Annotated in this window: 14 protein-coding genes; 2 read left to right on the top strand and 12 right to left on the bottom strand. The window is 74.2% G+C overall.

What is annotated here, in order from left to right:
• Positions 1-15: 15 nt before the first annotated feature.
• From ACI79A_RS00870 to ACI79A_RS00845, 6 genes are all read right to left on the bottom strand, one after another.
• Entirely contained in the window at positions 16-717 is a 702-nt protein-coding gene (locus ACI79A_RS00870; protein WP_457078930.1) for an alpha/beta fold hydrolase, read from the bottom strand.
• Positions 714-1,418: a 4-carboxy-4-hydroxy-2-oxoadipate aldolase/oxaloacetate decarboxylase gene (locus ACI79A_RS00865; protein ID WP_457078928.1), complete on the bottom strand. Its 705-nt coding sequence runs from the start codon at positions 1,416-1,418 to the stop codon at positions 714-716. The genes ACI79A_RS00870 and ACI79A_RS00865 overlap by 4 nt, the downstream gene beginning before the upstream one ends.
• Positions 1,415-2,140 (bottom strand): PIG-L deacetylase family protein, encoded by a 726-nt coding sequence (locus tag ACI79A_RS00860; RefSeq protein ID WP_457078926.1) that lies wholly within the window; start codon positions 2,138-2,140, stop codon positions 1,415-1,417. The genes ACI79A_RS00865 and ACI79A_RS00860 overlap by 4 nt, the downstream gene beginning before the upstream one ends.
• Before the next feature lie 209 nt (positions 2,141-2,349).
• Positions 2,350-3,054, bottom strand: a complete 705-nt coding sequence (locus ACI79A_RS00855) for a response regulator transcription factor (RefSeq protein ID WP_457078923.1) — start codon at positions 3,052-3,054, stop codon at positions 2,350-2,352.
• Positions 3,051-4,592, bottom strand: coding sequence for a GAF domain-containing protein (locus ACI79A_RS00850; RefSeq protein ID WP_457078921.1), 1,542 nt, complete (start codon positions 4,590-4,592; stop codon positions 3,051-3,053). Before ACI79A_RS00850 ends, ACI79A_RS00855 begins: the two co-directional genes overlap by 4 nt.
• Positions 4,593-4,710: 118 nt before the next feature.
• The gene (locus tag ACI79A_RS00845) at positions 4,711-4,887 is read right to left on the bottom strand and encodes a hypothetical protein (protein WP_457078919.1); all 177 of its coding nucleotides are present in this window, start codon (positions 4,885-4,887) and stop codon (positions 4,711-4,713) included.
• A gap of 330 nt (positions 4,888-5,217) precedes the next feature.
• On the opposite strand from ACI79A_RS00845, the gene ACI79A_RS00840 reads away from it, so the two are divergent.
• Positions 5,218-6,693 carry an aldehyde dehydrogenase family protein gene (locus ACI79A_RS00840; protein WP_457078917.1) on the top strand — a complete coding sequence of 492 codons (1,476 nt, stop codon included), beginning with the start codon at positions 5,218-5,220 and terminating at the stop codon, positions 6,691-6,693.
• A 58-nt stretch (positions 6,694-6,751) separates the two neighbouring features.
• On the opposite strand, the gene ACI79A_RS00835 is transcribed toward ACI79A_RS00840, so the two are convergent.
• The gene (locus ACI79A_RS00835) at positions 6,752-8,521 is read right to left on the bottom strand and encodes an FAD-dependent oxidoreductase (RefSeq protein WP_457078915.1); all 1,770 of its coding nucleotides are present in this window, start codon (positions 8,519-8,521) and stop codon (positions 6,752-6,754) included.
• A 230-nt stretch (positions 8,522-8,751) separates the two neighbouring features.
• Here ACI79A_RS00835 and ACI79A_RS00830 point away from each other — a divergent pair, with 230 nt between their 5' ends.
• The gene (locus ACI79A_RS00830) at positions 8,752-9,579 is read left to right on the top strand and encodes an IclR family transcriptional regulator domain-containing protein (protein WP_457078913.1); all 828 of its coding nucleotides are present in this window, start codon (positions 8,752-8,754) and stop codon (positions 9,577-9,579) included.
• 10 nt (positions 9,580-9,589) lie between these two features.
• Here the strand turns inward: ACI79A_RS00830 and ACI79A_RS00825 are convergent, their stop codons facing one another.
• Genes ACI79A_RS00825 through ACI79A_RS00805 form a run of 5 tightly spaced genes read right to left on the bottom strand, consistent with a single transcriptional unit; the run spans position 9,590 to position 13,886 of the window.
• The gene (locus tag ACI79A_RS00825; RefSeq protein WP_457078911.1) at positions 9,590-10,561 is read right to left on the bottom strand and encodes a quinone oxidoreductase family protein; all 972 of its coding nucleotides are present in this window, start codon (positions 10,559-10,561) and stop codon (positions 9,590-9,592) included.
• A 17-nt stretch (positions 10,562-10,578) separates the two neighbouring features.
• A complete protein-coding gene (locus ACI79A_RS00820) occupies positions 10,579-10,938 on the bottom strand; it encodes a hypothetical protein (RefSeq protein WP_457078909.1) in 360 nt (119 codons plus the stop codon).
• Entirely contained in the window at positions 10,935-11,846 is a 912-nt protein-coding gene (locus tag ACI79A_RS00815) for a DODA-type extradiol aromatic ring-opening family dioxygenase (protein WP_457078907.1), read from the bottom strand. Before ACI79A_RS00815 ends, ACI79A_RS00820 begins: the two co-directional genes overlap by 4 nt.
• Positions 11,839-12,696, bottom strand: coding sequence for a citryl-CoA lyase (locus ACI79A_RS00810; RefSeq protein WP_457078904.1), 858 nt, complete (start codon positions 12,694-12,696; stop codon positions 11,839-11,841). The genes ACI79A_RS00815 and ACI79A_RS00810 overlap by 8 nt, the downstream gene beginning before the upstream one ends.
• A complete protein-coding gene (locus ACI79A_RS00805) occupies positions 12,693-13,886 on the bottom strand; it encodes a CaiB/BaiF CoA transferase family protein (RefSeq protein WP_457078902.1) in 1,194 nt (397 codons plus the stop codon). Before ACI79A_RS00805 ends, ACI79A_RS00810 begins: the two co-directional genes overlap by 4 nt.
• Positions 13,887-13,961 lie beyond the last annotated feature (75 nt).

Raw genomic sequence — 13,961 nt, 5'->3', positions numbered from 1 at the left:
AGGTCTCCTCCCCGCTCAGGCCAGCTCGTGCAGCACGTCGGCCAGCGCCTTCGGCGCGGTCACCATCGCCTCGTGCCCGGTCTCCAGCTCGTGCACCGGCCAGCCACGTTCCCGTGCCCGGTCGGCCTGCGACTGGAACACCCGCATCCAGCTGACGCACTCGATGAACGCGGCCGGCACCCCGTCAGCGGCACCGGAGAGCCGCAGCGGGTCGGTGTAGGTCTTCCACGGGTGCGCGGTCAGCCGCGGGGTCAGCCAGTCGACGTCGGCCTGCTCGGTCACCCCGAGCACCGACAGCTTCCGCACCGGGACCAGCCAACCGAAGCCCTGCTCGGCCGCCGACTCCGCCCAGTGGTGGGCCACCGTCTCCGGCTGCAGCGAGACCGCGGTCTCCCCGTCGGACCCCACGAAGGCGTCGAGGAACACCCGCCGGCGGATGCGCTCGGGCACCCGGTCGGCGACCATGCTGATCACGTGGCCGGCGTAGCTGTGCCCGACGAGCACGACGTCGCGCAGGTCCAGCACCTCGATCAGCCGGACGACGTCCTCGGTGTGGGTGTCCAGCCCGACCTGGGGCGAGAGCAGGTGCGCCCGCTCGGAGAGCCCGGTGAGCGTGGGGGCGTGCACCTCGTGGCCGGCGGCGCGCAGCAGCGGCGCGACCCGGTCCCAGCACCAGCCGCCGTGCCAGGCGCCGTGCACGAGGACGAAGGTGCTCATGCCCGCTCCTCCAGCTCGCTCGCGGGGACGTAGGTGACGCCCAGGGCGGCCAGCTTCTCGCGCATGCCGTAGACGTCGAGGCCGAGCACCCCGGCCTGGAACTGCTCGCGCTTGGCCTGCTCGTTGGCCTCCCGCGCGGTGGAGGCCTCGGCCACGACGGGCGCGTCGGCGCGCGGGACGACGAGCACGCCGTCGTCGTCGGCGACGATCACGTCACCGGGGCGCACCAGCGCGCCGGCGGCGACGACCGGCACGTTCACCGACCCGGGCGTGGCCTTGACCGTGCCCTGCGCGGAGACCGCCCGGGACCACACCGGGAAGCCCATCGCGGTCAGGTCGGCGACGTCCCGGACACCGGCGTCGATGACCAGGCCGAGCACGCCGCGGGTGGCCAGCTGGGTGGCGAACAGCTCGCCGAACATGCCGTCGGTCGACGGCGAGGTCGTGGCCACCACCAGCACGTCACCGGGGCCGCACTGCTCGATGCTGGCGTGGATCATCAGGTTGTCCCCGGGCTGGCTGAGCACCGTGACGGCGCGGCCGGCGATCCGGGCGCCGGGGTAGATCGGGCGCAGCACCGGGTGGGTGAGGCCGCGCCGGCCCATCGCCTCGTGCGCGGTGGCCACCCCGGCCTTCGCCAGCACCGCCACGGCGTCGGCGTCCGGGCGCGGGGTGTCGGTGACGATGACGTGCCGGCTCACCACAGCTGGTTCCCCACCGTCGGGAAGGTGCGCTGGAAGGCCTCGGCCTGGGTGACGCCCTTCGGGGCGCCGTTGCGCCGGGCCTGCACGCCGCGCCGGGTGCCGAGCTGGGTGTAGTAGTCGACCAGGTGCCCCTGCCCGCCGCCCATGCACTGCATCGCCTTGCTCTTGAGCTCGAACACCGGGGTGATGTCCAGCAGCAGCTCGGGGACGAACCCGCAGACCTCGGGCTGGTGCGGCTCGAACTGCAGCACCTGCGCGGCCCCCAGTGGCGTCGCGCCCGGGTCGTGCCCGTGCGCCTGGGCGACCATCCGGGTGAGCAGCGTCGTCTCGTGCGCCAGGTTGTGGTCGCGGTTGTACGGGTCGTTGGCCACGTGGGTGAGGAGCACGTCGGGCAGCCGCTCGCGCATCACCCCGACGATCCGGTCCTGCGCGGCCTCGTCGACCCGCAGCGGGTAGTCGCCGAGGTCCAGGAAGTCGATGCTGGCACCGAGCAGCCCCGCGGCCTCGGTGGCCTCGGCCCGCCGGGCGTCCTTGACCCCCTGGAGGGTCATCCCCTCCTTGGCCCACAGCCCCTGCGACTCACCGCGCTCGCCGAAGCTCAGGCAGAGCACGTGGACCGACGCGCCGCGCTGGGCCGAGAGGGCGATGGCTCCCCCCGCCCGCCAGACGAAGTCGGCCGAGTGGGCGCTGATCACCAGCACGGACGGGTTGTCGGGCATCGGGTGCGCGCGCTCCTCGGTTCGGGGTGCCGCCGTCGGGAGTGACCGGTGACACGTCCACGCTAGGCCTGCGAGGCCTCCGGCGGTATCCGTCGGCGGTCAGCTCGTGACCGGGCAGTGCGACAGGTGCCGGCTACGTCATCCGTCGCAGCGTCATCCGTCGCAGCGCCATCCGTCGCAGTCATCCCGTCGCAGTCATCCCGTCGGCGTCAGCTGGGCGGTGGGATGAGCCCGTCGCGGATGGCGAGCAGCGCGGCCTGGGTGCGGGAGGTCAGCTGCAGCTTGGAGAGCACGTTGCTCACGTGCGTGCGGGCGGTGCGCTCGCTGATCACCAGCCGGTCGGCGATCTCCCGGTTCGAGTGGCCCTGCGCCACCAGCACCAGGATCTCCCGCTCCCGGGTGGTCAGCGCGGCCAGCCCCACCTGCGGCCCGGACATCCGCCGGGTCAGCTGGCGGGCGACCGCGGAGTCCAGGTGCACCTCCCCCGCCGCCGCCGCCCGCACCGCGGCGACCACCTCGGTCGGCTCGGCGTCCTTGAGCACGTACCCGGAGGCGCCGGCGGCCAGGGCCGCGTGCACCCGCTCCACCTCACCGAAGCTGGTCAGCACCACCACCGCGACGCCCGGGTGCACCCGCGCGATCGCCTCGGTGGCCTCGATGCCCCCCATCCGCGGCATCTGCAGGTCCATCAGGACGACGTCGGGCAGCGGCGCACCGGTGGTCTGCCGCTGGGTCAGCTGGGCCAGCGCGTCCTGCCCGTCGCCGGCCTCGGCGATCACCTCGAGGGCGGGAACCGCGTCGACGTAGGCGAGGATCCCGCGCCGGACGACGGCGTGGTCGTCGACGACCATCAGCCGGATCACCCCCGTCGCCGGCGCACCGGCCTCCTGGCCCCCCTGCTCCTGCTCGCTCACCGGTCCAGCCCTCCCTGGGTCCGCTCTCGTCCCTGCTCGACCAACGGCAGCGTGAGCCGCACCTGCCAGCCGCCACCGTCGCGTGGTCCGGCGGTGCAGCGCCCGCCCCACCGCTCGGCCCGCTCGCGCATCGACACCAGCCCGAGCGTGGGGCCGGCCGGCACCTCCGCCGCACCGCGCCCGTCGTCCAGGACGGTCACCACCAGGCAGTGCTCCGCCGGGTCGAGGGCGAAGCGGACCTCCACCGCGGAGGCCTGCGCGTGCTTCACCACGTTGTGCAGCGCCTCCTGCACCACGCGGTAGACGTCCTCCTGCACCGTCAGCTCCCAGGCGGGCTCGACGTCGCCCTCGGCGAGCACCTCGATCACCAGACCGGTCCGCACCTCGACGCTGTCGGCGTGCGCGCGCACCGCCTCGACCAGGCCCCGGTCGGCCAGCTCCAGCGGCCGCAGCTCGAAGACCAGCCCGCGCAGGTCGGCCAGGGCGCTCTGCGCCAGCTCGGCCAGCTCGCCGGCGGCGGCCCGCACCCCGGCCGGCCCGGCGTCCCCGGCGTCCAGCTGGGCGCGCAGCGCGCCGGCCTGGAGCCGCATGGAGAACAGCTGCTGGACCACCGAGTCGTGCAGGTCCCGGGCCAGCCGGCGGCGCTCGTCGGACTCCGCCTCCGACCGGGTGTGGGCCAGCAGCGCCGCGATGTGGATGGCGACCGCGGCCTGGTCGGCCATCGCCTCGAGGAAGGCCAGCGAACTGGCGCTGGGGTCCTCCCCCGGCTTGTAGTACGCGTTCATGACGCCGACGGTGCGCCCCCCCACCACCAGCGGGACCGAGGCGAAGCTGTCCCACTCGGGGGTGTCCATCACCGCGTGCAGCGGCGCCCAGCGGGGGTCGGCCATGATCACCGGCTTGCGGTGCCGGACCACCACCGGCCGGCCGGTGGCGAAGGCGTCCATGAAGCGGACGTGGGCCCCCAGCCGGCGGACCGCCGACAACCGCTCGGTGAAGTCCGCGGCGTCCCCGAAGCCGGCCATGCCCAGCACCCGCACCTCGGCCCGCGGGTCGTCCAGGGCGAAGATCTGCACCGCGCCCAGCTGGGCGGTCCGCACCACCTCCTGGGCCACCGCGTCCAGGGTCGTCCGCAGCGAGCGGACGCCGGCCACGCGGGCCGCGGCGCGGGTGATGGCGGTCAGCCGGTCCTGCTGGCGCAGCTCGTCGGTGACGTCGCTGAACCAGACGGCGGCGTGCCCGTCGGGCAGCGTGGTCAGCCGGTACTCGAGCGTGCGTCGACGGCCGTCCGCGGTGGTGACCGCCTGCAGCGCGCCGCTGCCGTCGGGCACCCCGAGGCCGGCGGCCGAGGTGCCGAAGGGGACGAACCCCGGCGGCAGGTCACCGTCGGCCAGCCCGAGGATGACCCGCCCGGCGCGGTTGACCCGCACCAGCCGACCCTCGGGGTCGAGCACGCCGAGACCGTCGGCGGACACCTCGACCAGGGCGACCAGCAGCTCCTGCGCCGTCCGCTCCTGCGCCACCGTCCCTGCGCCCATCGCCACCCACCCCCAGCTCGGGTCCGGCCGCACCGGTGCGGCCGTACGACCAGAGCGTGGCAGGTCGGGCATCGGGGCAGGACGGGGTGTCACCCCGCGGGGGTCCGCCACCGGTCGGTCACCCCGCGGCGGGGCCGGGGAGGAACTGCCCGGGGACGTCATGGCCGGCGACGTCATGGCCGGCGACGTCATGTCCGGCGACGCTGTGGCCGCCGCCCGCGGCGAGCGTGCCGGCGGAGCGCGCCAGGACCGTCGCGCACGGCGCCGCGGACCACGTGCTGGTGCTGGCGGACACGGGCCGTGCTCCTCTCGACGCGGGTGGGCCGTGCACCGGTCGCGACCGGTGGACGCCTGCTGCTGTGATGCAACCCGGAACGACAACGGCTGTCGCGCGCGCCCGGGCGCGATCGCCCTACGTCATCCGTCCCACGGGCGGCGGACCCGCCGGGATCGGGCACCGGTACCACCGAGACGGATGACGTAGCCGGGCCCGCCGCCGGGTGACGAGTTGCGGACAGCTGTCCGATCCGCCTTCCGTCGAGCCGTCGGCCTGCCTACGGTGGACGGCGAACCACCCCGGGCCGTACGTACCGGCCCTGGTCACCGCCGACCCCCGGGAGCATCCGTGCCGTCCCTCGCAGACCTGCCCGAGATCACCACAAACCTCTTCATCAACGGCGAGGTGCACACCGCCGACGACTCACTCCAGGTCATCGACCCCGCCGACGGCGTCTCGATCGTCGGCTACGCCGCGGCCGCCAGCGCCAAGCAGGCCGAGCAGGCCGTCGCCGCCGCGCACCGCGCCTTCCCGGCCTGGGCCGCCCGCACCCCGGCCGAACGCGCCGAGCTGATCACCGCCGCCCTCGCGCCGCTGGAGGCCGACCGGCCGGCGACGGCCGAGGTGCTCACCCGGGAGAACGGCAAGATCCGGATGGAGTCCTTCATCGACTCCATCGTGTTCGCCCACCGCTTCGGCCTGGCCACCGCGCTGGTCGACGAGGTCGACCGGGTCGTCGAGCTGCCCGCGCCGCCGACCGACCTGCGCATCTCGTACCTGCCGCTGGGCGTCGTGACGATCATCGTGCCGTTCAACTGGCCGCTGGCGATCCTCGCCGCCTCGCTGCCCCAGGCGCTGCTCGCCGGCAACACCGTGGTGGTCAAGCCGCCGCCGTCCTGCCCGCTGGCCACCGTGCGCACCGTGCAGCAGGTCGCCGAGCTGCTGCCGCCGGGCGTGCTCAACGTGGTCACCGGCGCCGACGCCGAGATCGGCGCGGCGCTGATCCAGGACGACCGGGTGAAGAAGGTGTGCTTCACCGGCAGCCCCGGCGGCGGCAAGCGGATCATGGCGATGGCCAGCGAGTCGCTGACCCGCGTGGCGCTCGAGCTGGGCGGCAACGACCCCGCGCTGATCCTGGCCGACGCCGTGCTCGACGAGGACGCCTTCCAGAAGCTGTACAGCGGCACGTTCGACTCCACCGGCCAGATCTGCATGGCGGCCAAGCGGATCTACGTGCACCGCTCCCGCTACGACGAGGTCGTCGAGGGCCTGTCCGCGGCGCTGTCCGGCGTCCGGTTGGGCCACGGGCTCGACGAGGGCGTGAACATGGGCCCGCTGCACAGCCCCAAGCAGAAGGAGTACGTGCAGGAGCTGGTCGACTCCGCCCGCTCCGCCCGCTCCGCCGGCTACGAGGTGCGCGAGTTCGGTGAGCCGGCCCCGGGTGCGGACACCTCCCGCGGCAACTTCCTGCGGCCCTCCATCGTGCTCGACCCCAGCGACGACGCCCGCATCGTGGTCGAGGAGCAGTTCGGGCCGACCATCCCGATCCTGCCCTTCGACGACGAGGAGGACGCGATCGCCCGGGCCAACGACACCTGGTCGGGCCTGTGCTCCTCGGTGTGGACCGGCGACCGGGACCGCGCCGCCGCGGTGGGCGCCCGGCTGCGCACCGGCTACACGTTCGTGAACTCCCACGGTGCCGGCGTGCTCGACGAGCGCGCTCCCTTCGGTGGCTTCGACGGCAGCGGAATGGGCCGCGAGCTGGGCATCGAGGGCATCCGCGAGTTCATGGACACCCACTCGGTCGGCCTGCCGCCGCAGTGAGTGCCCCGGGGCCCCGCGGCGACGTCGCGGGGCCCCGGCCGCAGGCGCCCGGGGTCGGTCACGCGCTCCCGAGCACGGTGGTCAGCGCCGTCCGCAGCCAGTCGGCGGCCTGCCCGGCCGACTCCGGCGCATCGAGGTGGCGGGCGGCGACGTAGCAGTCCGGCCGCACCAGGAGCACCCCCGCGTCGCCGATCTCCCGTCGTTCCGCCCAGGTGCCGTAGGGGTCCTCGAACGGCTCCCCCGGCCCGATCGACACCAGGGTGATCGAGAGCCCCAGCTCCTCCCCCAGGGCGGCTGCCGCGTCCAGCCACGACCGCCCGCCGATGCCGGTGACCACGCTGAACCGGCCGGAGCCGACCAGGTCGAGCGTCGACACCCGGCGCCCCGCCCGGGTGACCCAGGTGTGCGGCAGCTTCGCCCCGGGCCAGGTGGTGGGCTGGGCGTAGAGCACCGGGTCCCGCTGGTAGGCCGGCATCGGCGTCCCGTCGGGCACGACGGCGCCGGAGGCGTAGCGCTGGTTGTGCTCGACACCGTGCGCGTCGAACTCGTACGCCTTGTAGGCGATCGCCTCCCGCAGCGCCGCCCGCACCTTCTCCCCCGCCGGTCCCGGCGCCTTGCGCAGCGCGAGCTGCTGCGCCAGCCGGTCGACGTCGGTCGTGTCGGTCAGGTCGAGGGCGGCGAGGATGCGCCCGGTGTCGGCGATGCTCTGGTTGGCCCGCTCGACGATCTGCCGGGCGATCGGCGCCCGCTCGGCGTCGTAGCTGTCCAGCAGCCGGGGCGAGGCCGTGCCGGCCACCACGTGCGCGAGCTTCCAGGCCAGGTTGTAGGAGTCCTGGATGGAGGTGTTGGACCCCAGGCCGTTCGTCGGCGGGTGGCGGTGCACGGCGTCACCGGCGCAGAACACCCGCCCGCGGGACAACGTGGTGGCGAAGTGGTGGTTCACCGTCCACGGCGAGCGGGAGGTCACCTCCATCTCGAAGTCGTCGGAGCCCACCAGGGCCACGGCGAGCTCCCGGACGACGTCGTCGGTGAGCGTGGGCGGCCCGGCGGCGACCTCGTAGCCCCACATCAGCATCCACTCGGTCCACGGCTTGATCATCCGGAGCACGCCGAGGCCGACGCCCTCCTTCTCCGCGCCGGGCTGCAGCATCCAGTACAGGACCGAGGGGCGGTGCGCGACCAGGTGGGTGAGGTCGGCCCGGAAGACGATGCTCAGCGCGCCGGCCACCGCACCGGGGCCTTCGAAGGGCAGGTCGAGGTCGGCGGCGACGGCGCTGCGCGCACCGTCGGCGCCGACCAGGTACCGCGACCGGATCGTGTGCTCGGCACCGGTCAGCCGGTCGCGCACCGTCGTCGTCACGCCGTCGTCGTCCTGCACGTGGCGCAGGTACTCGGTGTCGAACCGCAGCCGGGCGCCCCGCTCCTGGGCGGCCTTGGCCAGCACCGGCTCGGTGATCGTCTGCGGCGCGTCGAGCATGGTGCAGGGGCTGGCCAGCTCGTAGTCGGCGTGGCGCACGGTGTCGGTGCCCCAGGAGGGGATCCGGCCCAGCTCCTCACCGACCAGGCTGGTGCAGAAGGTGGTGTTGCCCATCTGCTCCCACGGGGTGGCCAGCGCCAGCAGCGTCTCCTCGACGCCCATGTCGCGCATCGCCTCCATCGTGCGCTGGTTGGTGATGTGCGCGCGAGGGGTGTCCGCCAGCCGGCTGTACTTGGTGACCAGCAGGGTGCGGGTGCCGTAGCTGGCCAGGAAGAGCGCGGCCGACGCACCCGCCGGACCTGATCCGACCACCAGCACGTCGGTCTCGACGTCGGCTCCGCCAGCGCTCATCTGCATCTCCCGGGGGCTGCGAGGGTGGCGCGTACGGCGGTCCGCGGTACGGCCACCCCAGGCCTACCGACACCCATCCACTGTGTCAAGGGTCACATGCCCCCTCGCCGTACCGGCACGGACGACGCGGTAGTTGAACGGACGACTGTCCGTTGGCGCGTCCGCAGGGGTGACCGCCCGCCCACCCCGTGCCATCCTGAGCGCGGCCGGACGACGGAAGGGGGCCACCGATGGCAGGGCGCGGCAGCGGGCCGGACTTCGTGGAGGCCCTCGCGCGCGGGCTCGACGTGCTGGCGTGCTTCGGCGCCGATCGGCCGACGATGACGCTGAGCGAGGTGGCCACCGCGGCCGGGCTGGCCCGGCCCACCGCCCGGCGGTTGCTGCTCACCCTCGAGGAGCTGGGGTTCGTCCGCACCGCCGGGAACGGGTTCCAGCTGACCCCGAAGGTGCTCACCCTCGGTACGGCCTACGTCGGTGCACTGGGCCTGTGGGACATCGCCCGGCCACACCTGGAGACCCTGGTCGCCCAGACCGGGGAGTCGTCGTCGATGGCCCAGCTCGACGGCTCGGACATCGTCTACGTCGCCCGGGTCGCCGTGCCGAAGCTGATCGCGCTGCGCGTGGAGATCGGCACCCGCTTCCCGGCGGCGCAGACGTCGCAGGGCAAGGTGCTGCTGGCCGCCCTCTCCCCCGCCGAGCTGGACGCCGTGCTCGCCCAGCCCAGCCGGGCCGGGCTGCCGCCCTACATCGGCTCCTCGGCCGAGCAGATGCACAGCGAGCTCACCGAGGTGCGGGCGCGGGGCTGGGCGCTGGCCGACGAGGAGCTGGCGCCCGGCGTCCGCTCGGTCGCCGTCCCGGTCCGCGACGGCTCGGGAGCGGTCCGCGCCGCGATGAACGTGACCGTGCACGCCGCGGAGACCAGCACCGACCGGCTGCTCGGCGAGCACCTGCCCCGGCTGCTGCGCACCGCCGGTGAGGTCAGCGCCGAATGGGCGCTGTGGCAGTCGCGCCCGCACGTGACGGTGCCCCGCACCGGCGAAGCCCGCGGCACCGCCTGACCCCCGGGAGTCAGGCGGGGAGGAGCACCTGCCGCCGCCCGCCGCCGGCGGCGGTGGCCGCCCATGCCTCGGGCGCGCGGTCCAGCGGCAGCACCTCGTGCTCGACGCCCAGCGCGCCGGCCGCCGCGTGCCCGAGCACCGCGGTCAGCGCCGCGGCCCGCTGCTCCGCGGTCAGCGCGTTGTTCGTGTAGCCGAGCACGTCCGCGGCGCGGCTGCGCAGAACCGCGGAGGAGAACTCGGCGGCGTCGGAGCCAGAGCCGCCCAGGTTCACCAGCCGGCCGCCGTGGGCGAGCACCCGGCTGGCGGCGGTGGCCGCCTCGCCGAAGACCGGGTCGACGACGACGTCCACCGCGCCTCCGCACGCGGCACCGAGCCGTTCGGTGAGCGCGGCGACGTCCCCGCCGGTGCGCACCACCTCGTCGGCGCCGGCGCGGGAGGCCCGTCCCGCGGCGACGTCGGACCGGCACAGCCCCACCACCCGGCCGGCGCCCAGTGCCCGGGCGGCGCCGACGGCGACCTGGCCGACCGCCCCGCCGGCGCCGAGCACCAGCACCGTCTCCCCCGGCTGCAGCCGGGCGCGCCAGGTCAGCGACATCCACGCGGCGACGGCGGACAGGCCGAGGGCCGCCACCGCCGGGTCGGGCACCCCGTCGGGCAGCGGCACCACGTCGGCATCCGGGACGGCGCACCGCTCGGCGAGGCTGCCGTCGCCGGGCGCCATGCCCGCCGAGGTGGCGAACCAGACCCGGGTGCCGGCCGCCAGCGCGCCCGACTCCTCGACCACACCTACGCCCTGCACGCCCGGGACGTAGGGCACCGCCGGGCGCCCGAAGTAGGAGCTGCCGGAGGCACACAGCAGGTCCAGCGGGACCACCGGCGCCGCGGTCACCCGCACCGTCGTCGACCCCGGGCCGACTCCCGGGGCGGGGTGCTCCCCCACCGCCGGCGGCCGGCCCGGCTCCTGCACCAGGACCGCGCGCACGTCAGGTGGCCCGCACGTCAGGTCGCGATGTCCGGGTACGGCATGGAGATGTGCTGCATCGCCCTGCCGTAGGCCTTCTGGTACTCCAGCGGCCCGTGGTCGCGCTCGAACATGGCGATGAACAGGGTCAGCGTGAGGAACGGGTGCGCCCCCAGCTGGAACAGTGCCACGTGGTCGTGCTCGCGCAGCGCCCGCCGCTCCTCCTCGGTGAACGCCAGCCAGGTCGTCTTCTCGTCGACGATGCAGTTGAGCAGCTGGTTCGCCCGCTCGCGCTCCCACCACTCGACGGTTCCGGCCGGGTCCTCGCGGTACCGCTCGACCAGCTCGGGGTCGCGGTCGACGGTGTAGAGGAACTTGTCCAGCAGGTACTTGCTCACGCCGGCACCCCCGCCCCGTCAGCAGCCGCCCCGGCAGCGGCCGTCCCGGTCGGCAGGCCGTTGGGGTACCAGGTGAAGTACGCCTCCATGGTGTGGAACAGGTCCAGGGTGTCGACGTGGTCGGCCTTCTGGCCCTCCCCGGCGACGCCCATCATCAGCATGAAGTCCATGAAGCCGTGGGTCGCGTTGCCCGGGTGGTGCAGCGACTCCAGCGAGACCTCGGCCAGGCAGCCCTCGATGTCGCCGCTGGCGATCCACTCGACGGCCTTGCGGTCGAACTCCGGGTCGGGCCCGTGCTCACCGAACTGGCGCGGCCCGCCGAGCTCGAGGCTGAGGTGGCCGGTGCCGATGATCGCCACGCGCTCGTCGGACTCCCACGACTCCACCCAGGTGCGCAGCGCCTTGCCGAGCTGGACGAACCGCTTCGGCTGCGGCAGCGGCGGGGCGAAGATGTTCGTGTACACCGGCACGATCGGCAGGTCGGCCTCCGGCCGCAGCGCGATGATCGGGCAGGTGACGCTGTGGTCGATGCGCAGCTCGTTGCTGAAGGCCAGGTCGAACCCGTCGTCCAGCCCGGTGCGCAGGATGTGCGCGGCCAGGTCCTCCTGACCCCGCAGGGTCATCTTCGGCAGGCCGAACTCGCGTTCCTCGTTGTACCAGTTGGCGTCGAAGAAGGGCGCCTTGCCGACGAGGAACTGCGGCATGTTGTCCAGCCACAGCTGGTGGAAGTGGTCGCTGCCGACCATCACCAGCACGTCGGGCTCGGCGCGGTTGAGCGTCTCGGCGAACGCCTCCTGCTTGGCCACCCACTCGTCGGCGAACGGCGGCCGGTCGGCACCGGTCGACGTCTTGGCCCGGTAGTAGAACGGGTGGTGGGTGGACGCGATGACCGCGGCCAGCTCAGCCATGAGTACCTCCGTTGGTCTCAGTGGGAGGAGGAGAGGACGGAAGAGCGTCGGGGACGTACGGGTCGGGGTCGACGGACCGGTTGTTCAGGTCGACCGAGAGGAAGACGTCGTTGGCCACCGGGTGGCGCAGCTCCTCGGCCAGCTGGCCGATGAGCCCGGCGGTGCGGGCCAGCAGCGCGAAACCGCGCAGCAGCTCCAGCGGCAGGCCGAGGTCGGCGAGCGCGGCACCGCAGACGCCGGCGCCGTTGAGCGGCAGGGTCTTGCCGAGCACCCGGGGGTGCACCCGGCCGATGGCGGCGAACAGCGACAGGTGCGGGCCGTAGAGGCCCTCCTCCGCGGCGATCTCGAACAGCCGGGGGGTGCGCGGGTCGCCCTGCTTGTGCACGTGGTGGCCCAGCCCCGGCACGAACCGCCGGGCGGCGCGCTGCGCGGTGACGGTCTCCAGGGCCAGGGCGTCCCAGCCGGCGTCGTCGGTGGGCAGGCCGCCGTCCACGCCGGTGAGCACCTCGTGCAGGAACCGGCCGCAGTCCTCGGTGACCCCGAGGAAGCGCGAGCCGCCGCCGAGCAGTCCGGCGGCCAGCGCGCCCTGCACCGAGTCGGGCGCGGACAGCCAGGTCAGGCGGGTGACGATCGCCGTCGGGGTGAAGCCGTGGTCGGCGAGCGCCGCCAGCACCGCCTCGAAGACGCGGGTCTCCCCCGGGGTGGGACGGCGCTGGGTGGCCAGCCAGAACGCCAGCTCGCCGAAGCCCACCGAGCCCATGACGTCGCGGGCCAGGTCGGTGCCGAGCAGGGTGATCGACTCCAGGCTCGAGGCCCCCAGCGCGGTGGGGTACTCGGGGCGGTCGCTCATCGCGCGTCCTCCTGCGGCCCGGTCAGCCAGCGCCGGAGCTCCGCGCCGTGCTCGTCCAGCCCGGGCGGGGGCAGCCGGTAGTCGGCGGGGGTCGCGGAGAAGGTGATCGGGTTGCGCACCGAGGGGACGGCCGAGCTGCCGTCGCCGACCGACACGACCGGGTCCAGCCCGATCCGCTCGGCGAACGCGACTCCCTGGTCCACGGTGTTGATGGGACCACACGGGACGCCCGCGGCGATGATGTCGGCGAACCACTCGTCCTTCGTGCGGGTGCGCAGCCGCTCGACCAGCAGCGGGCGGAGCTCGTCCCGGTTGGCGGTGCGGTCCTCGTTGCGGCTGAACCGCGGGTCGTCGGCGAGCTCGGGGACACCGAGCACCTCGACCAGCTTGCGGAACTGCCCGTTGTTGCCGGCGGTGATGATCAGGTCGCCGTCCGAGCACGGCAGCGGCTCGTAGGGGAACAGGCTCGGGTGGCTGTTGCCCATCCGGAACGGCACCACCCCGCCGGCCACCACGGCGCTGGCGTGGTTGACCAGCCCGGACAGCGCCGAGGACAGCAGGTTCACCTCGACGTGCTGCCCACGGCCGGTCTCGTGCCGGGCGTTGAGGGCGGACAGGACCCCGATGGTGGCGTGCAGCCCGGCCATCACGTCGAACACCGAGATGCCGGCCCGGTACGGGTCGCCGTCGGGGTCGCCGGTGAGGCTCATCAGCCCGGAGATCGCCTGCACGATGAGGTCGTAGCCGGGCAGCTCGGCGCCGCCGGGCTGGCTGCCGAACCCGGTGATCGAGGCGTAGACGACCGCTGGGTTGGTCGCGCTGACCGTCGCGTAGTCCAGGCCGAAGCGGGCCAGTCCGCCGGTCTTGAAGTTCTCCACGACGATGTCGGCGCGCCGGGCCAGCTCGCGCGCCACGGCGACGTCGTCGGGGTCCTTGAGGTCCAGGGCGATCGACCGCTTGTTGCGGTTGACGCCCAGGTAGTAGGTGGAGACCCCCTCGCGCACCGGCGGCTGCCAGGTGCGGGTGTCGTCGCCGTTGGGACCTTCCACCTTGACCACCTCCGCCCCGAGGTCGGCCAGCAGCATGGTCGCGTAGGGGCCGGCCAGGATCCGGGAGAAGTCGGCGACCAGCAGGCCGCTGAGCGGGCCCGGACGCGGGGCGGCGCGGGGCGGACCGGGGTGCTCGGGCATCGGGACAGGCACTCCTCGACGGTGAGGGCCGCCATACGGACGGCCGTCCGGCGGACGCCCGGAGTCTTCGACGGC

The organism is Modestobacter sp. SYSU DS0657, from assembly GCF_054050925.1.
This window is presented reverse-complemented; position numbering and strand designations above follow the sequence as displayed.

Coding starts and splice junctions, on each gene's coding strand:
- ACI79A_RS00850 (WP_457078921.1), bottom strand. CDS start 4,592: ATGGGCGCAGGGACGGTGGCGCAGGAGCGGACGGCGCAGGAGCTGCTG.
- ACI79A_RS00805 (WP_457078902.1), bottom strand. CDS start 13,886: ATGCCCGAGCACCCCGGTCCGCCCCGCGCCGCCCCGCGTCCGGGCCCG.
- ACI79A_RS00870 (WP_457078930.1), bottom strand. CDS start 717: ATGAGCACCTTCGTCCTCGTGCACGGCGCCTGGCACGGCGGCTGGTGC.
- ACI79A_RS00815 (WP_457078907.1), bottom strand. CDS start 11,846: ATGGCTGAGCTGGCCGCGGTCATCGCGTCCACCCACCACCCGTTCTAC.
- ACI79A_RS00810 (WP_457078904.1), bottom strand. CDS start 12,696: ATGAGCGACCGCCCCGAGTACCCCACCGCGCTGGGGGCCTCGAGCCTG.
- ACI79A_RS00830 (WP_457078913.1), top strand. CDS start 8,752: ATGGCAGGGCGCGGCAGCGGGCCGGACTTCGTGGAGGCCCTCGCGCGC.
- ACI79A_RS00860 (WP_457078926.1), bottom strand. CDS start 2,140: ATGCCCGACAACCCGTCCGTGCTGGTGATCAGCGCCCACTCGGCCGAC.
- ACI79A_RS00835 (WP_457078915.1), bottom strand. CDS start 8,521: ATGAGCGCTGGCGGAGCCGACGTCGAGACCGACGTGCTGGTGGTCGGA.